19 protein-coding genes and 1 pseudogene are annotated in these 20,592 nt (G+C 71.6%); 13 read left to right on the plus strand and 7 right to left on the minus strand.

The window, feature by feature from the left end:
• Positions 1 to 33: 33 nt before the first annotated feature.
• A complete protein-coding gene (locus tag WMF33_RS29630; RefSeq protein WP_061627564.1) occupies positions 34 to 1,470 on the plus strand; it encodes an amidase in 1,437 nt (478 codons plus the stop codon).
• A gap of 30 nt (positions 1,471 to 1,500) precedes the next feature.
• Here the strand turns inward: WMF33_RS29630 and WMF33_RS29635 are convergent, their stop codons facing one another.
• Positions 1,501 to 3,468: a hybrid sensor histidine kinase/response regulator gene (locus tag WMF33_RS29635; protein ID WP_437331777.1), complete on the minus strand. Its 1,968-nt coding sequence runs from the start codon at positions 3,466 to 3,468 to the stop codon at positions 1,501 to 1,503.
• Between the two features lie 580 nt (positions 3,469 to 4,048).
• Between WMF33_RS29635 and WMF33_RS29640 the strand changes: the two genes are divergently transcribed.
• Together WMF33_RS29640 and WMF33_RS29645 are read left to right on the plus strand one after the other, a co-directional pair.
• Positions 4,049 to 4,633: an AAA family ATPase gene (locus WMF33_RS29640; RefSeq protein ID WP_437331778.1), complete on the plus strand. Its 585-nt coding sequence runs from the start codon at positions 4,049 to 4,051 to the stop codon at positions 4,631 to 4,633.
• Between the two features lie 87 nt (positions 4,634 to 4,720).
• Positions 4,721 to 5,335: a glutathione S-transferase family protein gene (locus WMF33_RS29645; protein ID WP_437331779.1), complete on the plus strand. Its 615-nt coding sequence runs from the start codon at positions 4,721 to 4,723 to the stop codon at positions 5,333 to 5,335.
• Positions 5,336 to 5,422: 87 nt separating this feature from the next.
• Here WMF33_RS29645 and WMF33_RS29650 read toward each other — a convergent pair whose 3' ends face one another.
• Positions 5,423 to 5,773, minus strand: a complete 351-nt coding sequence (locus WMF33_RS29650) for a hypothetical protein (RefSeq protein WP_437331780.1) — start codon at positions 5,771 to 5,773, stop codon at positions 5,423 to 5,425.
• Positions 5,770 to 6,153, minus strand: a complete 384-nt coding sequence (locus WMF33_RS29655; protein WP_437313154.1) for a phage holin family protein — start codon at positions 6,151 to 6,153, stop codon at positions 5,770 to 5,772. Before WMF33_RS29655 ends, WMF33_RS29650 begins: the two co-directional genes overlap by 4 nt.
• Before the next feature lie 479 nt (positions 6,154 to 6,632).
• Here WMF33_RS29655 and WMF33_RS29660 point away from each other — a divergent pair, with 479 nt between their 5' ends.
• Positions 6,633 to 7,187: a hypothetical protein gene (locus WMF33_RS29660; RefSeq protein WP_437331781.1), complete on the plus strand. Its 555-nt coding sequence runs from the start codon at positions 6,633 to 6,635 to the stop codon at positions 7,185 to 7,187.
• A 51-nt stretch (positions 7,188 to 7,238) separates the two neighbouring features.
• On the opposite strand, the gene WMF33_RS29665 is transcribed toward WMF33_RS29660, so the two are convergent.
• Positions 7,239 to 7,904 (minus strand): pectate lyase, encoded by a 666-nt coding sequence (locus tag WMF33_RS29665; RefSeq protein ID WP_437339534.1) that lies wholly within the window; start codon positions 7,902 to 7,904, stop codon positions 7,239 to 7,241.
• Positions 7,896 to 8,384 (minus strand): annotated as a pseudogene (locus WMF33_RS29670) (pectate lyase); the annotation flags it as partial. The gene WMF33_RS29665 and the pseudogene WMF33_RS29670, both read right to left, overlap by 9 nt.
• A gap of 579 nt (positions 8,385 to 8,963) precedes the next feature.
• On the opposite strand from WMF33_RS29670, the gene WMF33_RS29675 reads away from it, so the two are divergent.
• Positions 8,964 to 9,383, plus strand: coding sequence for a VOC family protein (locus tag WMF33_RS29675; protein ID WP_061627568.1), 420 nt, complete (start codon positions 8,964 to 8,966; stop codon positions 9,381 to 9,383).
• A 64-nt stretch (positions 9,384 to 9,447) separates the two neighbouring features.
• On the opposite strand, the gene asnB is transcribed toward WMF33_RS29675, so the two are convergent.
• A complete protein-coding gene (gene asnB / locus WMF33_RS29680) occupies positions 9,448 to 11,298 on the minus strand; it encodes an asparagine synthase (glutamine-hydrolyzing) (RefSeq protein ID WP_437331782.1) in 1,851 nt (616 codons plus the stop codon).
• A gap of 433 nt (positions 11,299 to 11,731) precedes the next feature.
• Here asnB and WMF33_RS29685 point away from each other — a divergent pair, with 433 nt between their 5' ends.
• The 3 genes from WMF33_RS29685 to WMF33_RS29695 all read left to right on the plus strand — a co-directional run bounded on the left by WMF33_RS29685 (position 11,732) and on the right by WMF33_RS29695 (position 14,617).
• Positions 11,732 to 12,490 (plus strand): hypothetical protein, encoded by a 759-nt coding sequence (locus WMF33_RS29685; protein ID WP_437331783.1) that lies wholly within the window; start codon positions 11,732 to 11,734, stop codon positions 12,488 to 12,490.
• Positions 12,491 to 12,493: 3 nt separating this feature from the next.
• A complete protein-coding gene (locus WMF33_RS29690) occupies positions 12,494 to 14,092 on the plus strand; it encodes an aldehyde dehydrogenase family protein (RefSeq protein WP_437331784.1) in 1,599 nt (532 codons plus the stop codon).
• 120 nt (positions 14,093 to 14,212) lie between these two features.
• The gene (locus WMF33_RS29695) at positions 14,213 to 14,617 is read left to right on the plus strand and encodes a RidA family protein (RefSeq protein WP_437339535.1); all 405 of its coding nucleotides are present in this window, start codon (positions 14,213 to 14,215) and stop codon (positions 14,615 to 14,617) included.
• A gap of 66 nt (positions 14,618 to 14,683) precedes the next feature.
• Here WMF33_RS29695 and WMF33_RS29700 read toward each other — a convergent pair whose 3' ends face one another.
• Positions 14,684 to 15,670 (minus strand): LysR family transcriptional regulator, encoded by a 987-nt coding sequence (locus tag WMF33_RS29700; RefSeq protein ID WP_437331785.1) that lies wholly within the window; start codon positions 15,668 to 15,670, stop codon positions 14,684 to 14,686.
• Between the two features lie 77 nt (positions 15,671 to 15,747).
• Between WMF33_RS29700 and WMF33_RS29705 the strand changes: the two genes are divergently transcribed.
• The 5 genes from WMF33_RS29705 to WMF33_RS29725 all read left to right on the plus strand — a co-directional run bounded on the left by WMF33_RS29705 (position 15,748) and on the right by WMF33_RS29725 (position 20,537).
• Positions 15,748 to 16,176 (plus strand): DoxX family protein, encoded by a 429-nt coding sequence (locus tag WMF33_RS29705; protein ID WP_437331786.1) that lies wholly within the window; start codon positions 15,748 to 15,750, stop codon positions 16,174 to 16,176.
• Between the two features lie 58 nt (positions 16,177 to 16,234).
• On the plus strand, positions 16,235 to 16,819 hold the full coding sequence (locus WMF33_RS29710) for a malonic semialdehyde reductase (RefSeq protein WP_437331787.1): 585 nt from the start codon (positions 16,235 to 16,237) through the stop codon (positions 16,817 to 16,819).
• Positions 16,820 to 16,885: 66 nt separating this feature from the next.
• Positions 16,886 to 17,659, plus strand: a complete 774-nt coding sequence (locus tag WMF33_RS29715) for a glutathione S-transferase C-terminal domain-containing protein (protein WP_437331788.1) — start codon at positions 16,886 to 16,888, stop codon at positions 17,657 to 17,659.
• A gap of 250 nt (positions 17,660 to 17,909) precedes the next feature.
• Positions 17,910 to 18,686 carry a hypothetical protein gene (locus WMF33_RS29720; protein WP_437331789.1) on the plus strand — a complete coding sequence of 259 codons (777 nt, stop codon included), beginning with the start codon at positions 17,910 to 17,912 and terminating at the stop codon, positions 18,684 to 18,686.
• Between the two features lie 42 nt (positions 18,687 to 18,728).
• Entirely contained in the window at positions 18,729 to 20,537 is a 1,809-nt protein-coding gene (locus WMF33_RS29725) for a hypothetical protein (protein ID WP_437331790.1), read from the plus strand.
• The last annotated feature ends 55 nt before the right edge of the window (positions 20,538 to 20,592 follow it).

Raw genomic sequence — 20,592 nt, forward strand, 5'->3', positions numbered from 1 at the left:
GCGCGCGGGAGCCTCGTATAAGGGACCTGCACCATGAAGATCTCCGAGTACACCGCCTTCGATGCCCTGGGCCTCGCGGAGCTGGTCCGCCGGCGCGAGGTCACCCCTTCCGAGCTCATGGACGTGGCCTCGACCGCCATCGAGCAGGTCAACCCGGCCCTGAACGCGGTGCTCTCCTCGCTGCGCGACGACGCCGAGCGGGCGATCCGCGCGGGGCTGCCGGAGGGGCCGTTCACCGGGGTGCCGTACCTCGTGAAGGACCTCGGCATCCTCGTCGCGGGCACGCCGACCGGCATGGGCTCTCGGCTGTTTCAGGGCCTCGTCTCGTCCGCGGACGACGAGCTCATGACGCGCTTCCGGCGCGCGGGGCTCGTGTCCTTGGGCAAGACGAACACCCCGGAGCTCGGCCTCAACGTGGTCACCGAGCCGGCGGCGCACGGGCCGACGCGCAACCCGTGGCGCCCGGATCGCACGCCCGGGGGCTCGAGCGGCGGGGCGGCCGCGGCCGTGGCGGCGCGCATGGTGCCGATGGCCCACGGCAACGACGTCGCCGGGTCGATCCGCATCCCGTCGTCGTGCTGCAACCTCTTCGGGCTGAAGCCCACCCGCGGCCGCGTCCCGACCGGGCCGATCGAGGGCGAGGTCCTGATGGGCTACGCCACCGACCACGTGCTGACGCGCTCGGTGCGGGACAGCGCGGCGCTGCTCGACGCGATCGCCGGGCCCGACGCGGGCGCGCCGTACTTCACGGCGTCGGCCCCGCGGTCGTTCCTGGAGGAGGCGCGCACGCCGCCGGGGCGGCTGCGGATCGCGTTCACCGACGCCTCCTGGAGCGGGGTGCCGGTGCACGACGAGTGCAAGCTGGCGGTGCGCCGGGCCGCGGCGCTGTGCGAGCAGCTGGGGCACGAGGTCGTGCCGGCGCGGCCGGACATCGCGTGGGAGAAGGTGCGGATCGCCTTCCGGATGCTGCTGTCGTACCACGCCCACATGTTCGACCGCGTCTGCCCGCTGTACGGGCTCGCGGCGGGGCGCGACACGCTCGAGGCGACCACGCTGACCATGGCCGAGGCCGGCCGGCGGATGAGCGCCGTGGATCTGCACGACGTGCTCGTCGCGCGCGACCAGCTCGCGCGGCAGCTCGGGCAGTTCTTCACGCAGTTCGACGCCCTGCTCACGCCGACGCTGGCCACGCTCCCCATCCCGTCCGGCACGCTCGACGCGAACGATCCGACCGTGAGCGCCGAGGGCTGGCTCGACCGGATCTTCGAGTTCGCGGCGTTCACGCCCCTCTTCAACGTGAACGGGAGCCCGGCCATGTCGGTGCCGCTCCACATGAGCGCCGACGGCCTGCCGGTCGGCGTGCAGTTCGCCGGCCGGTACGCCGACGACGCGACGCTGCTGCGGCTCGCCGGCCAGCTCGAGCAGGCGGCGCCGTGGGACAAGCGCCGGCCGGGGATCTGCGCGAAATGAGCGGGCGTCCCCCCGCCGCGCGCCTCCGGCTCAGCTGACGTTCTGCGCGAGCCGGCGCTGCCCGGAGGCGATCAGCGGCTGCAGCACCGCGCGCGAGACCGGCTTGACCAGGTGATGGTCGAAGCCGGCCGCCCGCGAGCGGCGCCGATCTTCATCCTGGCCGTACCCGCTCAGCGCCACGAGGAGCGCCCGCTCCAGCTCGGGCTGCCGGCGGAGCTGCCTGGCGACCTCGTACCCGTCCATCCCAGGCAGCCCGATGTCCAGCAGCACGACGTCCGGCAGGAACGCCGGGGCCGCCTCGAGCGCCTCGGGGCCGCTCCTCGCCATGGCGACCTCGTGGCCCAGGGCCTGCAGCAGCATGACGAGGGACTCGGCCACGTCGGGGTTGTCCTCGACGACCAGGATGCGCCTCGCGCTCGCGGGGCCCGGGCGCGCCTGCGGGAGCGCCGCGGAGGGCGTCTCCGCGCCCCCGGCGCCGGCGGCGAGGGCCTCCGCCGGCAGCCGCACGATGAACTCGCTCCCCTTCCCCGGCCCGTCGCTCGCGGCGCGCACGGCCCCTCCGTGCATCTCGACCAGGCGGCGCACCAGCGTCAGACCGAGGCCGAGCCCCCCCTGGGACCGGTCCAGCGCGCGGTCTCCCTGGGTGAACAGATCGAACAACTTCGGCAGGAGGTCCGGCGGGATGCCCTGTCCGGTGTCCCTGATCCGGATCTCGAGGCCATCCCCCGTCCGCTCGCCCATCACCCAGATGCGGCCCCCTGGCTCCGTGTACTTGACCGCGTTGTGGAGGAGATTCGTGATCACCTGCGTCATCCGGGTCGCGTCCACCTCGAGGTGCGCGGGCTTCATCGGGAGCGAGATCATCAGCTCGAGGTCGCGCGCCTCGACGAGCGGGCGGACGGTCTCCACGGCCTGGCCCACGATCGCGGCGAGCTCCGCCTTCTCCTTGTGGAGCTGGATCATGCCGCGCGTGATGCGCGAGACGTCGAGCAGGTCGTCGACGAGCCGCACGAGGTGCTCGACCTGGCGGTCGATGATGGCGTAGGCCTTCGCCAGGCGCTCGGCGTCGCACGGCTTCTGGCGCAGCACCTCCATGAGGCTGCGAACCGGGGCGAGCGGGTTGCGCAGCTCGTGCCCCAGCATCGCCAGGAACTCGTCCTTCTGCCGGTCGGCCTCGGCGAGCTGCTCCGCTCGGAGCTGGAGCGCCTCTTCGAGGAGCTTTCGTTCGGTGATGTCGACGCACGCGCCCGTCATGGCCACGGGGCTCCCGCGCGCATCGCGCAGGATCGTCCCCTGGTCTCGCAGCCAGCGGACCGAGCGATCCGGCCCGACGATGCGGAACTCGACGGTCAGCTCCGTGCCCTCGCGGAGCGCGGCCTGGAAGGCGCCTCGCACGGCCGCCTGGTCGTCGGGATGGATGAGCTGGATGAAGTCCTCGAGGGTGCGCACCTCCGTGTCCGGCGCCGCGCCCATGAGGCGCTTCAGGCTCGCGTCCAGGGTCTCTCTGTCCTCGGCGACGTTCCAGAGCCAGGTGCCCATCTTGGCGGCGTCGAGCGCGACCCGCAGCCGCTGCTCGCTCTCGCGCAGCGCCAGGTCTGCCAGGTGGCCTTCTGTCCGATCGCGCACGACCTTCGCGAAGCCGCGCAGGTTGTTCGCCTCGTCCCTGAGCGGCGTCATGAGGCCGCTGCACCAGACCCGGTTGCCGTTCTTCCGGAGCTGCCAGCGCTCGTTGACCGCCCGGCCCCGCGCCAGGGCGGTCTTCATCTCGTCGGCGAGCACGCCGGCGCGGACGTCCTCGGGCGTGTAGATCAGCTCGAGCGGCTTTCCGAGGATCTCCTCCTCGGTGAACCCGAGGACCTCGGCGGCTCCCCCGCCCCAGGCGATGACGTCGCCGGCCGGATCGGCGATGAGGATGGCGTAATCCTTCGTGTTTTCGACGAGCAGCTGATAGAGCTGACGCTGCCACGTGTCCTGTCGGGCTCTCTGTTCCTGGTCCATGAGACGCACGCCTCTCTTTCCAGCGACTCCTCGCTTCGCGGCCGAGCGGCGTGGCAGGAGGCTTCGACCGAGGTCCTCACGTCGGGGCTGCGGTGATGCGCCCCGGGAGAAGCAACCCGCGAGCCACGCGGCTCCGCGACGCCGCGCGCGCAGGGGTGCGGCGCTCGGGCGTGCGCGGCTCGCGGGGCGCGGGGCGCGGGGCCGATGGAGCCGGTGCTGCGGCACGAGGAGGCCGCGCCGAGCTGCCCGGCCCTCCTCTCGATGTGCGCAACATGGCTGTCGCGCGGCGGAGCTCCCAGCCGCTCACGGCCGCGATGTTTTGACTTTACGGCCGCTGCCGCCTTCCGGTACAACCTCGAGAGCGCCAGCCCTCCGGCTGGCGTTTTCGTTGCTGGCCGCGCTCGCGACGAGACCTGCGCGCGCCGCCGCAGCTCCGTGAAGATGCGTGTCGCCCGCGAGGCGACGAGCGCGCGTGCGCCCGTGTCGCACGATCTCGTGCCGATGGATCGAGGCGGTCACTCCATGCCTCGATGCGCAGGCCACGGTTCGTCTCGTCGCGCCCACACCGAGGAGAGGATCCATGAGAGACAGGACGATGGATGAGAGGACGTCTCCGAAGCACGCCTCGTCGGGCGAGCTTCACGCAGCGGCGCGCGGCGCGGCGCATCTCCACCTCATCGTCGGCCCGGTCGGCGCCGGCAAGTCGACGTTCGCGCTCGAGCTCTGTCGAGCGCAGCGCGCCGTGCGGATGAACCTGGACGAGTGGATGACGGCGCTCTTCAGCCCGGATCGCCCCGATACGGGCGTGCTGGCGTGGTACATCGAGCGAACGGAGCGGTGTATCGATCAGATCTGGACGCTCGCCGAGAGGATGCTCGACGTGGGCACCAGCGTCGTGCTCGAGATCGGCCTCATCCGCCGGGACGCCAGGGAGAGGTTTTACGAGCGCGTCGACGCCGGCGGATACGGCCTCACCATCTACGTGCTCGATGCGCCTCGCGCGCTGCGGCGCGAGCGCGTGGAGCGGCGCAATCGGGAGCAGGGGAGCACCTTCTCGATGGTGGTTCCACCTCAGTTCTTCGAGCTGGCGAGCGACAGGTGGGAGCCGCTCGACGATGACGAGCGAGAAGGACGCGACGTGCGGCTCCTGTCCACCGGGGGCTGAGCGCGCCGCCGGCGGACGAGCCGTGATGGCCGGGCGAGCGCGAGACGAGGCCTGTCGTCCGTCGCCGGGATCGGCCATCCTTCGCCGATGCAGCTGTGGCTCGCGTTCACCTCGCCGTTCGCCCGCAAGGTCCGCATCGCCGCCCACGAGCTCGGCCTCGCAGGGGAGATCGCGCTGGTCGAGACCGATCCGTGGACGGATCCGCGCCTGCGCGCGGTCAACCCCCTGGCCAAGGTGCCGACCCTGGTCCTCGACGACGGCGAGATCCTCTACGAGTCGTCCGCGATCTGCGATCACCTCGACGAGCGCGCCGGCGGCGGGCGCCTCGTTCCCCGCTCCGGCCGCGAGCGTCGCCGCGCCTTGCGGCTGCAGGGCCTGACCGACGGCGCGGCCACGGCCGCCGGGCGCCTGTTCGCCGCCGAGCGCCGCGCCGCGGCGCAGCCGGACCCGATGACCCCGCGGTTCGAGCAAGCGATCGCCGCGTCGCTCGACGCGCTCGAGACCGAGGCGCTGTCGATCGAGGTCTTCACGATGGCCGAGGTCGGTGCCGCGTGCCTGCTCGGCTACCTCGGCTTCCGCTGGCCCGAGCGCGACTGGCGCCTCGGGCGCCCGGCCCTCTCGGCCTTCTGGGCCGCCGTGGCCCGCCGCCCCTCGATCGTCGAGACGGCGCACCGCCTGCCGACGGCCGCGCCCCGTCCCTGAGCGCGCATCGCCTCGGCGCGTGGTCCGCGACCGCGTGGTCCGCGACCCCGACGCCGAGCAAGCCGGGCGGGCGGGCGCGTCCGGCGCTTATCGCCGCAGCGTCTTGTAGAACATGTAGCCGAGGCCCAGCGTCAGCGCGACGAGCACGGCCCCGCCGATCGCGGCGAGCGGCAGGACCTTCGCTCGCGCTTGCCGCTCCATCTCGCCGACGCGGCTCACGAGGTGCTCGCGGACCGCGTCGGCCCGCTGTTCGAGGCGCTCGCGCTCCGGCGAGTCCTTCGCCTCCTTGTCCCTGACCGCGGGCCCTGCGGCGCCGCCGGCCGTGACGACGTGCTCCTCGCTTATCCGCTCGAGCTCGTCCAGGCTCGCGCGGACGCTCTCACGGAGCTGGGCGGCGCGGTGTTCCAGGTCGTCGATGCCATCGGTGTTCGTGCTCATGCGATCTCTTCCTTCAGCAGGTTGGCCTGGGCCTGGGCGTGCTCCTTCGTGGCGTCGAGCGGCGGCTCCCGCGGGATGAGCCGGTATCCGACGAGCCCGGCGACCCCCGCCGTGACGAGCAGGACGCCCGCGATGACGAGGGCCGGCGCCGGCCCGCCCATCGCGAGCGCCGCCGCGACGAGGAGCATCGCCAGCGTCAGGATCGCGGCGGCGAAGGCCACGCCGAACGCGATGGCCGCATTCTTGAACTTGGCGACGTCCCGCTTCGTCTCGTTCCTCGCGAGCGCGACCTCGATCCGGATCAGCTCCTGCGTGTCCTGGATGGCGTCCTTCACGAGCTCGACGAGCCCGCTCTCCTTGGGCTGGTGGTTGTTCGCCATGGCTCCCTCACGTAGATGGGTCGGCCGGGGAACCTCCATCCGGCGCCTCGCCGGCGGGCTCATCCGCTCGTCCGCATCGGTCAGCTCCGTCAACGGCCAGTCGTGGGAGGCGCCAATGCATCCATCGGACCAGGCAGAGAGTTGGTGGGAGCGCCCCCCGCTGCGCGGACTGACAGGTCTCCCGCGTCGATGGCAGCGTCCTTTGCGCCACATGTGGCGAGCCTGCGCGTGCAGCGTAGGGCGCCTCGCCCTATCGCCGCGAGCGCGGCGCTGCCGGCCGGCGCTCCGCCGCGGTGCGGCAGGGCGCGCTGCCGGCGCTGGCCGGGACGCCCGGGTGAGCTGCGCCGGAAGCCCGATCGAGGCGGCGGCGATCGGATCCTCGCCGGCGGGTCTCGCCCCGCGGCGTCGCGGGGCGCTAGATGCTCGCGGCGCCGTCCACGCCTGGTGTAGATCCCTGTCCCCTTTCCAAGGAGACAACCATGAAGGCTCGGATGTGGCTGATGGCGCTCGCGATGATCACGGCTGCTGGATGCGGGAGCGACCGCGAAGAGGCGGAGAGCGCGACGTGCACGGGCGCAGGATGTGCGTGCAGCGGGTTCGACTGCGAGTGCGTGGCGGGCGCGGATTGCAAGACCGACTGCGGCTCGGAGGCGTGCGCGCTCGACTGCTCGATGGGCTCCAAGTGCAACGGCAGCAGCGAGGAGGCGCTCGTGATCCAGTGCATCGACACGAGCGAGTGCAAGGGCGACGGCGGCGACGGCAGCGTGCTCACGTGCACGCAGCAGTCGAAGTGCGATCTGAAGGCCGACGTTCGCTCCACGGCGATTTGCCGGGACCAGGCCGCGTGCAAGTTCGACATGGGCTCGGGCTCCATGATCTTGTGCGAGGGCGAGAGCAGCTGCGATATCAAGTGCTTCGCGGATTGCACCGCGAGGTGCGCCGAGACGGCGACGTGCAAGGTGAGCTGCGGCGCTGACGGCTCGCCCGGCGTGACGTGTCCAGACGGAAGCACGGTATGCGGCGCGGCGTGTTGAGGAGCGCGCGGCCGCTGAGCGCCGCCGGGCGCCCGCGGCCGCGCGGGCCGATCAGTACTCCGTGTTGTTCGACGTCGAGATCTTCGAGGAGCTCACGCCCATGAAGAGCTGTTTGCCGATGTCGCTGTAGCGGGTGTTCGTCATCGTCACGGAGCTGCTGCTGCTGTCGGTCCTGAAGATCGACTCCTTCATCTTCGAGACGTCGCACCGGTCGATGAAGACGTCGACCTTGAAGGTGGTTCCGCCGTTCTGCCGGATGAACTTGCCGGCGTTCTCCGCCTTGAAGTTCGAGACCCTGAAGGTGCTGGGCGCGTTGATCTGGAACACCTTGTCCTCGCCGTTCTTCGCGGAGCCGCCGTTCAGGACCACGGTGCCGGACTCCTTGACCGTCATGGCGTCCTCGCCGATGTCCTCCCAGACGATGTTCTCGAGCGTGACGTTGCCGTAGGTGTGGATACCGTCGGCGGCCGGCGCGCCGAGGACGACGTTCTTCAGCTTCGCGCCGTCCTCGAGCTTGAACACCGGCTTCTGCCCCTCCTTCTGGCTACCGTCGCCGAGCTTGTCCTTGTCGGCGATGAAGCGCTTGCCGCCGCCGTCGAACGTCTCGCCCTTCTTCACGACGATGGTCGCGCTGACGACGCCGCCGTCCCCCGTCGTGGTGGAGCCGCCCGAGCCGCCGCCGTCCGAGCCGCCGCCGTCCACGGGCACGAGCTCGATGTAGTCGATCTTGAGGTCGTAGCCCGACGCGGACGAGCTCCTGCCCGTCACCTTGAAGGTGAACTCGACGTTCCCGGAGAGCGACTTCTCCGCGAGCTTCGCCGTCGTCCAGCTGTCGCCGGTGGAGGACGTATACGCGTCGAAGGACTTCACCGAGGAGCCGTTCGCGAGCAGCTCGTACTTGCCGTACACGTTCCGCTTGGCGTACCGGAGGACGATTTCGTACTTGCCGGCCGCGACCGACGTGGAGAACTTGAAGGTGTCGCCGCTCTGGTTGGCGCGGAGCTTCACGTTGTCCGCGTTGTCCTCGATCCTGTCGCCCGAGGAGATGGCCCAGGACTGATCCTCCGCCTGGATCTTGACCGCGCTGAGCGCGTCGCTCATCGCGCCCATGTCCATCGCGGCCTCGTCCGCCGCGATGCAGCCGACGAGACCGAGCGAGAGCAGCGAACCCAAAGCACCGATCCATTTCAAGCTCATGATGTCATCCCTCGTTGATTGGCCGTCCGCGCGACCGAGCAAGTAGTCAAGCCATCTCAGGAGATCTCACCGCTCGACGGTCCGGAGCCCTGCGCCCCTCGCCGCGATGCAGCGCCCCGCCGCGCGCCTCGACAGCCCATCAAAGCAACGCTCGGGCCACGAAGCGGCTTTGCCAGAGGTCGCCCAAATGCACGCTATCCTTACATTTTTCCGCCGAAGGACCGCAGTCCGACGCAATCCGACCGTGCCGGCGGAAAGGCACACGCGCGGGCGTCGCGCGGGGTCGTCAACGACGTCAACCCGCGGTTGACGCCGGCGGGATCGAGCGCGGCGACATGGGACGACACGGTGGGAGCACCTCGCCCAGGCGCGGCTAGGGCGACACCTGACCCATGCCGTCCACGTTGATCCCCCAAGCGCTGCGGGGCCGCGGCGGCGCCGGGCTCGGCGCTCCTGCGCTTTTCCAGGGCAGGCGGACCTGGTAGACACGGGGCGGGTCGATTCTTTTTCGCCCGACCGATGAGCTCGACCCCCTGCGGGCGTCAATAGCTTCGAACCCACCCCACCGTGGAGACGATCATGTCAACGAACCGTTCCCGTATGCTCTTCGTCAACCTGCCCATCCGTGACCTGAAGCGATCGGTCGAGTTCTTCACCAGGCTCGGCTTCTCGTTCAACCCGCAGTTCACCGACGACAAGGCGACCTGTATGATCGTCAGCGAGCAGGCGTTCGTGATGCTCCTCGTCGAGGAGCGCTTCAAGGACTTCACCAAGAAGCAGATCTGCGACACCGCCACGTCGACCGAGGGGATCTTCGCGCTGTCGGCCGGCAGCCGGGCCGAGGTCGACGAGCTCGTGAACACCGCGATCGCGTCCGGTGGGACGGAGGCGGGCGAGCCGTCCGACATGGGCTTCATGTACTTCCGGCGCTTCTACGATCTCGACGGCCACCACTGGGAGGTGATGCACATGGACCCGAGCGCCGCCCCGCCGCACTGACACCGCGCCGCCAGGCTCGTTCGCGGTGGGGGCGCGGCGGGAGGCCGCCGTCGGCGAGACGCGCTCAGAGCGCGAGCTTCACCTCGTAGCGCGCGAGCCAGTCGTTGAGCAGGAGGACCTGCTCCACGCTCGACCGGGAGACCTCGTCCGAGGGCCCCCCGGCGCTCGACGCGGCGGCCTGGGCGCGCGCCGCGTCGAGCAGCGGCAGCACCGGAGCGTCCTTCTGGGCGAGGAGCCGGTCGAGCTGGCCCCGGAGCGCCTGCGCGTACGCGGGATCCTGCGTCGCCGGATACGGGCTCTTGCGCCGCTCCAGCACCGAGCGCGGCAGGAGATCGTCGGCCGCGGCGCGCAGCAGGCTCTTCTCGCGCCCGTCGAAGGTCTTCATCGACCACGGCGTGTTGAACACGTACTCCACGAGCCGGTGATCGCAGAACGGGACCCGGACCTCGAGCCCGGTCGCCATGCTCATGCGATCCTTCCGGTCGAGCAAGAGCTGCAAGAAGCGCGTCAGGTGCAGATAGCAGATCTCGCGCATGCGCCGCTCCTTCCCGTCCTCGCCCGGCAGGCGCGGGACCTCGGCGAGGGCCTCCGCGTAGCGGTCGGCGATGTAGCCCTGGACGTCGAGCCGCCCGAGGAGATCCGGGGCGAGCAGCGTCGCGACGGAGCTCGAGCTCCTCATCCGCGTGCGCATGGAGCTCCAGGGGAACGTCGCGGCCGCCACCGCCTCCGGGTCGTGGAACCAGAGATACCCGCCGAAGATCTCGTCGGCCGACTCGCCGGACAGGGCCACCGTGGAGCGCTCCCGGATGGCGCGGAAGAGCAGGTACAGCGAGGCATCCATGTCCCCGAAGCCGACCGGGATATCCCGGGCCCGGAGCACGATCGCGCGGACGGCGGGATCGGCGAGCTCGGCCGCGGAGAGCACGATGTCCGCGTGATCCGACCCGACGTACCGCTGGACCTCCGCGACGTAGGGCGCGTCCGGCGTGCTCCGCAGCTCGTCCGCCTTGAAGTTGTCGGCCTGGCCCACGAAATCGACGGAGAACGAGCGCACCGGCCCCGCGCCCGCCGCGCGCAGGGTCTTCTGGGCGAGCGAGGTGACGGCGCTGGAGTCCAGCCCTCCGGACAGCAGCGTGCACAGCGGCACGTCGGAGATGAGCTGGCGAGCGACGATGTCGTCGAGCAGCTCGCGGACGGTGCGGATCGTCGTCGGGAGATCGTCGGTGTGCGGCCTGGACTCGAGCGCCCAGTAGCGGCGCTCGGTGACGCCTCCCCGCCGGACGCGCACGACGTGGCCAGGGCGCACCTCGCGCATGTCGCGGAAGACGGCGAGCCCCGGCGTCTTGACGAAGGCGAAGAGCTCGCGCAAGCCGGTCTCGTCCACGACCGGCGCGGCGAGCGGGTTCGCCAGGATGGCCTTGGGCTCCGAGCCGAACAGCACGCCCGAGCCGGTCGACTGGTAGAACAGCGGCTTGATGCCCATGCGGTCCCGGACGAGCAGGAGCTCTTCTTCGCGGGGGTCCCAGAGGGCGAAGGCGTACATGCCGTTGAGGCGCTCGGGGAAGCTCGCGCCCCACTCGAGGTAGGCGCGGAGGACGACCTCGGTGTCGCTGCTCGTCCTGAATCGGTGTCCGAGGGCCTCGAGCTCGCCGCGCAGCTCGCGGAAGTTGTAGACCTCGCCGGTATAGACGAGGACGGCGGCCGGCGCGCCGTCTTGCTCTGCGATCATGGGCTGGCGCCCGCCCTCGAGATCGATGATGGCGAGGCGGCGGTGCCCGAGGCCCGCGCGCGGCGCGAGCCACAGCCCCTCGTCGTCCGGTCCGCGGTTCTTCATCGTCCTCGTCATCTTTTGCAGGACGTCGCGTTCCCGCGTCAGATCGCGGGCGTAATCCACCCATCCAGCAATGCCGCACATGGGATCATCGCCTCCTTGCAGCGCCGCCGCGCCGCCTCCGGCGGGCCCTTCGGCTCGCCGCGGCTCTCGCGGGCGCTCGTTGTTGAGCGCGAGCGTAGACAGCGCGGGCGCGTCGCGCAACCAGCCTGGCCAGCGCGGCATTCGCCGATCGCGCGGGAAGGCGCGGAGATCCGGGATACAAAGGCGATTGGCAGGAGCGCGGCGTGGCAGGAGAGCTCACGCCTCCGGTGTCGCGACCAACTCCCAAGCACGCTCGAGCGGCCCGTCCGTACGGCGCGCCGGCCGCGAGCGCGGCTCCGCCTGGGTCGAGCGGGGCGCGCTCCGGCGCGCTCCGGCGCCCCATGCCACGTCGCGACCGGCACGGTTGCTGCAGCCCGTCGCGGCGACCGAGGACTCGTGCGCTTGACGCACGCCGCCGGGAGAGCGGCCATCGATGATGAAACCTGAGGACGAGAACGCCCCGATCGATGCGCCGGTGTCCTTCGGGTTCGAGAGCGACGCCGAGGCGGACGCCACGTGCCTCCTGATCACCTGGTTCGCCGTCGTGGAGTCGGCGGCGCTCGGGGTCCTGCCCGTCCTCCCGGCGCTCGATCTGGCGCGGGAGCGCGGCGACCTCGGCTATCTCGATTCGTTCTTTGCGCACGGCCTGAAGCACCTCCGGGACGAGCAGGCGCACGCGAACCTCTGGTGCGAGGCGCTCCTCGATTTCACCCGCGCCTACCCCGACGTCGTCGAACGCGCGCGCCTCCCGGGGTGGCTCATGAAATCGATGCTCCGCAGGGTCGCCGTCCCGCACGACGTGCTCGAGTTCGCGGTCGACTGCCTCGCGTTCGAGGTTGTCATGAGCGCGTTTTACGAGATCGCCGCGCCGCGCCTCTCGTATCCTCCGCTCGGGCCGGTGTTCCGGCGCCTCGCCATCGACGAGCGCGCGCACACGGCCTACGACCGCGCCTACCTGGAAGGCTTCTTGTCCCGAGCCAGCCTGCCAACGTACGTCCGCGCGATCTCGCGCTACTGGTGGCACACGGCGGGCGTGCTCGCGACGGTGGTGCCGCTGCTCCGGGCGCTCGATCGCCACAGGCCCCTTTCTCGCGGCGCCTTCCGCCGGACGCTCGCCGCGCACCTTCGAGGGTCAGGGATGCCGGGCTGCCGCCGCATCGCGCCCGCCCTGCTCGGCCAGCGAGCTGCCTAGTCCATGGGGTCGATCGTCGAGGAAGGATGGATTCATGGCACCTCGCCGCTCGACGGCGCGCCGCTGTCGTCCGTGCGGGTGACGGCCGCCGGCGACATCGCCGGGGTGGTCCACGCCGCCCGGCGGGCGCAGGCCGCCTGGGCACGGCGTCCGGTCGCGGAGCGGGCACGCGCCCTCGTCAAGGCCGGGCGGCGCCTGCTGGGGAGGGCCGACGAGCTCGCGCAGGCGCTCCACCGGGAGCTGGGCAAGCCCATGGCGGACGCGTACGGGGTCGATCTCGGCTCGACCCCCGAGGTATTTCGGTATTACACGACGCGCGGCGAGGCGTTCCTCGGGGACGAGGCGGTCGCCTTCAACCCGGTCATGTTTCCGCGCAAGAGGGCGCGCGTCGAGCGCCTGCCGCACGGGGTGGTCGGCCTCATCACGCCCTGGAACTATCCGGTGTCCGTCGCGGTGCACAACCTCGTCCCGGCGCTCCTCGCGGGCAACGCGGTGGTGCTGAAGCCGTCCGAGCACGCCGCCCGGACCGGCGCCGCGCTCGCCGGCGCGCTTCGCGAGGCGCTGCCCGAGGCGCTGCTCGGCCTGGTGCAGGGCGGCGCCGAGGCGGGCGCGGCGCTCGTCGCCGAGGTCGATCACGTCGTCTTCGTCGGCGGCGTCGCGGGGGGGCGGGCGGTGGCGCGCGCGGCCGCGGATCGCCTCATCCCGGCGCAGATCGAGCTCGGCGGGAAGGACGCGGCCATCGTGCTGCGCGACGCGGATCTCGAGCGCGCCGCGCACGGCGTCGCGTGGGCGGGCTTCGTCAACGCCGGCCAGAGCTGCGCGGGGATCGAGCGCGTCTATGTCGAGGCGGAGGTGTTCGAGGCGTTCGTCGAGCGCCTCGTCGCCGTCGCGGAGCGGCTGCGCGCCGGCGACGACGGCGGCGCGCCGGGCACGGTGGAGATCGGCCCCTTGGTCACCGAAGCGCAGATGGCGCGCGTCGAGGCGCACGTGCGCGCGGCGGTCGCGGCCGGCGCGCGGGTGCGCTGCGGCGGGGCGCGCCGGGGCAACTTCTATCTTCCGACGGTGCTCACGGGCGTCGACCCGTCGCTCGACCTCCTGCGCGAGGAGACCTTCGGGCCCGTGCTCCCCGTCATCGCCGTTCCGGACGCGGGCGCGGCGATCCGCGCGGCCAACGAGAGCGTCTATGGCCTCACGGGGAGCGTGTGGACACGAGACGTCGCGCGGGGCGAGGCGCTCGCCCGGGAGCTGCGGGTCGGGGTCGCCACGGTCAACAACCACATGTTCACCGGCGCGGCGCCGCAGGCCGTGTGGACGGGGCGCGGGCGCTCGGGCTACGGCGTGCAGAACGGCCCCGAGGCCCTGCGGGCGATGACGAGGCCGCGGCTCATCGCGGTCGACGAGAGCACCGCGTCGCGCGAGCTCTGGTGGTTCCCGTACGACCGCGCGTTCGTGGAGATGTCGCGGGGAATGGCGCGCTCCCTGGGCGCGAGCTCGGGGCTCGATCGGCTCTCGTCAGTGGGCCGGATGGTGCGCGGCGCCGCTCGGCGGTGGGTCGCGACGCGCGCGGCGTCGCGCGCCCGGCATGCGTGGGGGCGAGAATGAGGCGGGGCCGGTCTCGTCGAGAAGATGGATATCGCCGCCGGCTCGAACATCGCACCTGAGAAGAGCGTCGCAGAGCCGCCCTTGACATCCTCGAGTCATTTTGTTTTTCCTTTCCCCTCCATGCGCGTTGGCAAGCTCAATCCGCCCGGCGTCCACGAAACTCCCGGCTATCACCACGTCACGATCGTCGAGGCGGGCCGGCTCGCCTTCCTCGCCGGCCAGTGCCCGCTCGATCCCGACGGCAACCTGGTCGGCGCGGGCGACCCCCTCGCGCAGGCCGACCAGGTGGCGGCGAACGCCCTGGCCGTCCTGGCCGCGGTCGGGGCGCAGCCCGCCGACGTGGTGCGCTCGGTGATCTACGTGGTCAGCGACGACCGCGAGGTGCTAGGCGCGGTGTGGCAGCGGCTGAACGACTCGGCGCTCGGCCCGGCCTTCGTTTCGGCCAGCACCCTGCTCGGGGTCGCTTCGCTCGGCTTCACCGGTCAGCTGGTCGAGGTGGACCTGACCGCCGCCCTCCCCGGTTGATCCACGTCCGCCGGGAGGCTCTCCTCGACGCGCACGCGGGACACGCTCGCATCGGGCCCTGCCAGGCTATCCGGAGGCGCGCCGGGCGCCGCCGGGCGACCTCGAGCGCGGGCGCGGGCCGCCCTTGGCCGGCCGCTTCGGCTTCGGCGCGCCCGCCCGCGGGAGGAGATCCCCCCCTCCCCACGCCACCACCGCGTCGACGAAGGCGCGGAGCTGCGGCGGCATGAACTCCCGCTCCGCGTAGATCACCGCGAAGTGCGATTCCCCCTGGATCACGCCTTTCAGCACGTGCACGAGCGCGCCGCTCTCGAGGTGCGCGCGCGCGAGCGGCTCCGGCAAGAGCGCGATGCCGAGGCCCTTGAGCGCGGCGTCGCAGAGCAGGTGCATGTCGTTCGTGAAGAGCGCCCCCTCGACCTGGAGCTTGCCGCCGGAGGACGGCCAGTGCGTCTGCGGCAGCTCCCCCCGGGCGAAGCCCATGAGGCAGCGGTGGCCCCGCAGATCGCCGCGCGTGCGCGGCGCGCCGCGGGCCTCGAGGTACGCGGGCGACGCGACCGCGAGGAGGGCGTGGCGCATCAGCGTCCGGGCGACGAGGCCGGGCTCGAGCGCGGCGCTCGCGCGGAGCGCGACGTCGTAGCCGCCGCGCCGGAGATCGACGAGCTGCGTCGTGTTGTGGACGTGGAGGCGGACCTCGGGGTAGCGCCGCGCGAAATCGCAGAGCATCGCGCTGAAGCTCTCGTCCATCATCGGCGGCACCGAGACGCGCAGCTCGCCGCGCACGGCGTCGTCGGCCTGGCGCACGCTCGCCTCGGCGTGGTGGACGGCGTCGAGCACGATGCGGGCGTGGCGGTAGAGCGCCTCGCCCGCGTCGGTGAGGGCGAGGCTGCGCGTGGTCCGGCGGAGCAGGCGCACCCCGAGCCGCTCCTCCAGCCGCGCGAGGCGGCGGCTGATGGTGGCGCGCGGGACGCCGAGCTCGGCGGCGGCGCGGGACAGGGACCGGGCCTCCACGGTCTTCGAGAAGGCGAGGAGCTCGGAGGTCTCGAGGGGTTCGTCCATTTGGATCAAATCCTGGCAGGTGCTTCCAACTGTTGATGCATTGTTACAGGCGCGTCCACGGCCCAGAATGCTCGCTCATGAACGACAAGGCACGCACCATCGGTTACTGGATCTCGACGGGTCTCCTCGGCTTCGGCGTCGCCTCGGGCGGGCTCGCCGATCTCGCCGGCTCCCCCCAGGTCCTCGAGGGCATGGCGCACCTCGGCTACCCGGCCTACTTCGCCACCATCCTCGGCGTCTGGAAGGTCCTCGGCGCCGTCGCCCTCCTCGCCCCCCGCTTCCCGCGCCTCAAGGAGTGGGCGTACGCCGGCATCGTCTTCGATCTCACCGGCGCCGCCGCCTCGCACGCCGCCGTGGGCGACGCCGCCGCCCAGGTGATGACGCCCCTCGTCCTCGTCGCCGTCGCCGCCGCCTCCTGGGCGCTGCGCCCCGAGGGCCGCAGGCTCGCGGGCGCCCCGAGGCGCGTGGCCGGGGCCCGCGTCGGCGAGCCCGCGCTCGCGACCTGACGCGGGATCTCACGGAACGACTCGCCCCACCTCGACCACGTACCATGGAGCAAGCCTCATGAGCGACCAACTCCTCCAGCAGATCCTCCTCGAAGCCCGCACCCACAACGGCTGGCTCGCCGAGACCATCGACGACGCGACCCTGCGCCGCCTCTACGAGGCCCTGCGCCTCGGGCCGACGGCGGCCAACACCGTGCCGGCGCGGATCGTCTTCGTGAAGAGCCCCGAGGCCAAGGAGCGCCTGCGCCCCTGCCTCGCGCCGGGCAACGTCGAGAAGACCATGAGCGCGCCGGTCACCGCGATCATCGCCTATGACACGCGCTTTCACGAGAAGATGCCGAAGCTCTTCCCGGCGCGCCCGACGATGGGCGAGACCCTGGCCGCGATGCCGCCGGAGCAGCGCGACTTCTTTCTCCTGCAGAACGCCTCGCTCCAGGCCGGCTACCTGATCCTCGCGGCCCGCGCGCTCGGGCTCGATTGCGGGCCGATGGCCGGCTTCGACCGGGAGAAGGTCGACGCGGCGTTCTTCGCCGACGTGCCGTGGAGATCGATCCTCCTCATCAACCTGGGCCACGGCGACCCGGAGAAGCTCTACCCGCGCAACCCCCGCCTCGATTTCGACGAGGCCTGCCGCATCGCGTAGCGATCGGCGCGGAATCGCGCCGGCGCGGCTTGCACGGCGAGGCCGCTCGGGGGCAGCATCGGGGGCATGAAACCTATCGAGTTCGTCGACGTCGCGACCGCGAAGGCGGCCCGCGGCGTCCGCATGGTCGCGTCGGGGATGGTGCCGAGCCCCTGGTCGGAGGCCGCGAAGGGGCTGTTCCGGCTTCAGGGCGTGCCGGTCCGCGTGGTGCGGTTCTCGCGGGAAGACGCGGAGCTCGCGGCGTGGATGCGCGCCGACAACGTGCCCGTCGTCTTCCACGACGACGAGCCCCCGCGCGTCCACTGGGCCGCGATCACGACCCTCGCCGCCCGCCTCGGCCCGCCGGGCGCGCTGCTCCCCGACGACCTCGATCACCGCGCCCGCACCGTCGGCCTGCTCCACGAGATCGCGGGCGAGGACGGCATCGGCTGGAACGCGCGCCTCCTCATGATCCACGCCTCGGTGACGAGCGAGGGCAAGCGCGGCTTTCCGCCGCCCGTCGCGGGCTACCTCGCGGCGCGCTACGGCTACTCCCCGGCGTTCGATCTCGACCGCGTGCGCGCCCGCGTCGTCGCCGCGCTCTCCGCCCTCGCCGCCCGGCTCGACGGAGGCCGCGACTACCTCGACGGCGACCGCCCGAACGCGCTCGACGTCTACGCCGCCACCTTCCTGACCCCGCTCTGCCCGATCCCGGAGAGCGACTGTCCCCGCCTCCAGCCGTTGCTCCGCCAGGCCTTCGGGACCGCGCGCGAGGAGCTCGGCGACGCGGTGCCGCGCGCCCTCGTCGAGCACCGGAGCCGGATGTACGAGCGCCACCTGGGCTGGCCGATCGAGCTCTGATGGCATGGGGACCCCTCCGAGGGGTCGCCCTGCTGGCTTTCATGGCGAGCGCGCTCGTGGCCTGCGACCCCCTCGCCGCTCGCCCCGCGGGCCGTGACGCGAGGGGGCCCCCTTCACGGATAGATACGTTGCTGAACGAATCTGGCGTTTCCAGGGGGACCGGATCGCATCGAAGAATGCTCTGTCCACCCAGGGCAGGTCCCGCGATTGGGGCTTGACGTCTCCGAGACGTTTGGATTTCCTTCTCGCCATGAGCTTCGATCCGGCCGCGGCGCGCGATTACGTTCAGGCCCTGGACCTCGCGGGAATCCCTCGCAAGCTGGTCGCGCAGGACGCGGCGACCGACGCTGGCGACGTCTTCGATGCCGCGAAGAGCCAAGCTCGGGTCATCGGCTCGTCGCTCCTGTCGTTCGCGCAGGGCGTGGACGCGGGCGTCCGGGAGGCCATCTCGGACTCGGCGCTGCTCGCCCAGCTCGTCGCCAACAAGCACGCGTCCGCGCAGGCCGCGCCCCTCGACTGGTACGCGAAGTACGTGGAGGTGCTGCAGAACGTCGGCTGGGTGACGCAGGCCGGCGCCTGGTCCGACTACACGACGCAGGGGACGGGGGCCGAGGTCCACGAGAAGATCATCGAGGTCCTCTCGGTGGCGCTCGGGCCCAGCGCCACCGCCGCGGCGATCGTGAAGTCGGCGATCGACGCGCTGGCGGCGATGAAGGAGGGTGGTTCCTGGTTCACCATCTTCAGCCGCGAGTCGCAGCACGCGAACATCGCGCGCTTCCAGGTCGGTATCGTCGAGACGGGCGCGAACGACGACGTGTTCGTCTCGCTGCTCGCCTGCCTGATCAAGGCGAACAGGGGCATCACCCAGGTGCTCTTCTTCAAGCTCCAAAAGGAGCAGGCGGCGTTCTCGGCCAGCAGCGCCAAGGTGTCGATCAACCGGCCGTCGCTCATCGACCTCGGGCCGACGATCCGCAAGAAGGTGCGGGCGTACCAGACCGATTACCTGAGTAGCATCCTCGATCTCTAGGCCGCATCGATGCCCAGCGACGCCGCGAGCGAAGGATCACCGGTGCCTCCGAACCAGCGCATGGTCGCCTTCGCGATCGGGGTGGGCGACGCGGAGCGCCTGCCGTTCCTCGCAGGGGCGCACAACGGAGCGCGCGGGTTCCACGCGTGGGCGGTCGCGAGCGGCTACGAGTCGCGCCTGGTGATCGACGACGAAGAGCCGGTCACGTTTCCGCGGCTGAAGGCCGAGCTGGAAGCGGTCCTCGCGCCCGGCTCGGGGCCGATCCACCGGATGCTGCTCTACTTCGCGGGGCACGGGCTGATCCGGGAGGCGGAGGAGGGGCTGTGGCTCCTCTCGGACTGGCACAAAGAGCTGCGCGCGGTGGCCGTGGAGGTCCTCCGCCGCCGCCTCTACATGCACGGCATCCAGCAGATCGGCATCTTCGCGGACGCGTGCCGGTCGCTGCCCCCGGACGTCGACGCGCTCGACCTCACCGCCGACGCCGTGCTCGGGCGCGGTCCGAGGAGACCGGACGGGACACCCGCGCTCGACAAGTTCATCGCCGCGCAGGACGGCACCGCCACGTTCGCGGTGCCGGGCGCTTCGCCGGACGACGATCGGTGTCTCTTCTCCGGCGTGCTCCTGGAAGCGCTCTGGGGCACGAAGCCGTCCGCGTTCTCCCAGATCCTCCCGGGCAAGATCACGAGCAGCAGCCTGGGCAAGTACCTCACGACGGAGGTGCCGGCGCTCTCGAACCGCTACGGCAAGAAGGTCGTGCCGACGGCGGTGCCGGCGTTCCCCGAGGGCGACAACTACTACTTTGGCGTCGGGCCCACGCTGTCGCCCCCGGAGTTCCCGCCCTGGCCCCCTGCCCAGGAGCTCGGGGGCGTGCCGCAGCAGGTGCTCAGGCTCGACAGCCTGGGGCCGGAGCCGGATGAGCTGTTGCTGGATGAGCTGTCGGAGCTGGAGTCGGCGCGAGATCTGAACCTGTCGGTGAAGCTGTCGGTGGAGGAGCGGCTGCGTCGCCTGCGCTCGCCGACGCATTTCGAGACCCGCGCCGGCTTCGCGGTCGAGGGCGCCCGGGTGGCGGCCCTCTGGACCCCGCCCGACACGTTCGCGGAGGTGCAGAACGGCGTGGCGCACTGGTGGCGCGTCGGAGAGCGCAACGGCTTCGTGCTGGACAAGCCGGTGCCCGTGCTCGTCGAGCTCGCCAACGGCACCTACGTCGCCACGACGGCGCTCCCCCGCTTCATCGGCTCCATCCTGTGCGACGACTTCGGCTCATCCGCCCTCGTGTACGGCACGGTCTGGGGCGGTTACTTCGCGAGCAAGGCGGCCATCGAGGCGCTCGGGCGCATGGAGCGCGGCGGGCTGCGGGCCAGCGATATCCTGGACGAGGCCGTCGACCTCCGGCATAAAAAGCACGTCGATCCCGTCCTCGGGGCCGTGAGCGCGTATCTCTACGACGCGATCGGGGACCTCGACAACATTCGTCGAATGGCGTCGGCCTATCACGAGAATCACCAGGCGATCCCCTACGACGTCGCCCTCCTCGCGCAGCTCGAGGCGCACGTCGGCAGCGACGGCCTGCTCCACGTGGATATCCCCGCGGTGCCCGCGCGCGAGCCTCGGACGGAGAAGGAGAAGAGGTTCTCCTGGACGCATCGGGCAACGCCGCCGGCGCGCGCCGTGGTGGCAGGCTTCTGGCCGCTGCTGCGCCAGGGGTGGGCCTTCCTCGACGATCCCGTGCTCGCGGCGCCGGAGCTGCTCGAGCTGGCCTCGCACCTCACGCGGGCCCGCTTCTCGACGCTGGACCGCGAAGGCGCAATGCGGCTCTCCACGTTGTTCGGGTTGCAGCGGCAAGCGCGCTGAGCAGCGCCCGAGATCCCGAGAGGACTCAGCCACGGAGCCCTGCCGCGGTGACGTG

The organism is Sorangium sp. So ce394, from assembly GCF_051474665.1.
Taxonomy (GTDB): Bacteria; Myxococcota_A; Polyangia; order Polyangiales; family Polyangiaceae; genus Sorangium; species Sorangium cellulosum_D.

What these genes read in the sequence shown, in the direction of transcription:
- WMF33_RS29635 (WP_437331777.1), bottom strand. Translation starts at nt 3,468, where the DNA reads ATGGACCAGGAACAGAGAGCCCGACAGGACACGTGGCAGCGTCAGCTC.
- WMF33_RS29630 (WP_061627564.1), top strand. Translation starts at nt 34, where the DNA reads ATGAAGATCTCCGAGTACACCGCCTTCGATGCCCTGGGCCTCGCGGAG.
- WMF33_RS29645 (WP_437331779.1), top strand. Translation starts at nt 4,721, where the DNA reads ATGCAGCTGTGGCTCGCGTTCACCTCGCCGTTCGCCCGCAAGGTCCGC.
- WMF33_RS29720 (WP_437331789.1), top strand. Translation starts at nt 17,910, where the DNA reads ATGAGCTTCGATCCGGCCGCGGCGCGCGATTACGTTCAGGCCCTGGAC.
- asnB (WP_437331782.1), bottom strand. Translation starts at nt 11,298, where the DNA reads ATGTGCGGCATTGCTGGATGGGTGGATTACGCCCGCGATCTGACGCGG.
- WMF33_RS29715 (WP_437331788.1), top strand. Translation starts at nt 16,886, where the DNA reads ATGAAACCTATCGAGTTCGTCGACGTCGCGACCGCGAAGGCGGCCCGC.
- WMF33_RS29690 (WP_437331784.1), top strand. Translation starts at nt 12,494, where the DNA reads ATGGGGTCGATCGTCGAGGAAGGATGGATTCATGGCACCTCGCCGCTC.
- WMF33_RS29695 (WP_437339535.1), top strand. Translation starts at nt 14,213, where the DNA reads ATGCGCGTTGGCAAGCTCAATCCGCCCGGCGTCCACGAAACTCCCGGC.
- WMF33_RS29705 (WP_437331786.1), top strand. Translation starts at nt 15,748, where the DNA reads ATGAACGACAAGGCACGCACCATCGGTTACTGGATCTCGACGGGTCTC.
- WMF33_RS29685 (WP_437331783.1), top strand. Translation starts at nt 11,732, where the DNA reads ATGATGAAACCTGAGGACGAGAACGCCCCGATCGATGCGCCGGTGTCC.
- WMF33_RS29700 (WP_437331785.1), bottom strand. Translation starts at nt 15,670, where the DNA reads ATGGACGAACCCCTCGAGACCTCCGAGCTCCTCGCCTTCTCGAAGACC.
- WMF33_RS29660 (WP_437331781.1), top strand. Translation starts at nt 6,633, where the DNA reads ATGAAGGCTCGGATGTGGCTGATGGCGCTCGCGATGATCACGGCTGCT.
- WMF33_RS29675 (WP_061627568.1), top strand. Translation starts at nt 8,964, where the DNA reads ATGTCAACGAACCGTTCCCGTATGCTCTTCGTCAACCTGCCCATCCGT.
- WMF33_RS29640 (WP_437331778.1), top strand. Translation starts at nt 4,049, where the DNA reads ATGAGAGACAGGACGATGGATGAGAGGACGTCTCCGAAGCACGCCTCG.
- WMF33_RS29655 (WP_437313154.1), bottom strand. Translation starts at nt 6,153, where the DNA reads ATGGCGAACAACCACCAGCCCAAGGAGAGCGGGCTCGTCGAGCTCGTG.
- WMF33_RS29710 (WP_437331787.1), top strand. Translation starts at nt 16,235, where the DNA reads ATGAGCGACCAACTCCTCCAGCAGATCCTCCTCGAAGCCCGCACCCAC.
- WMF33_RS29650 (WP_437331780.1), bottom strand. Translation starts at nt 5,773, where the DNA reads ATGAGCACGAACACCGATGGCATCGACGACCTGGAACACCGCGCCGCC.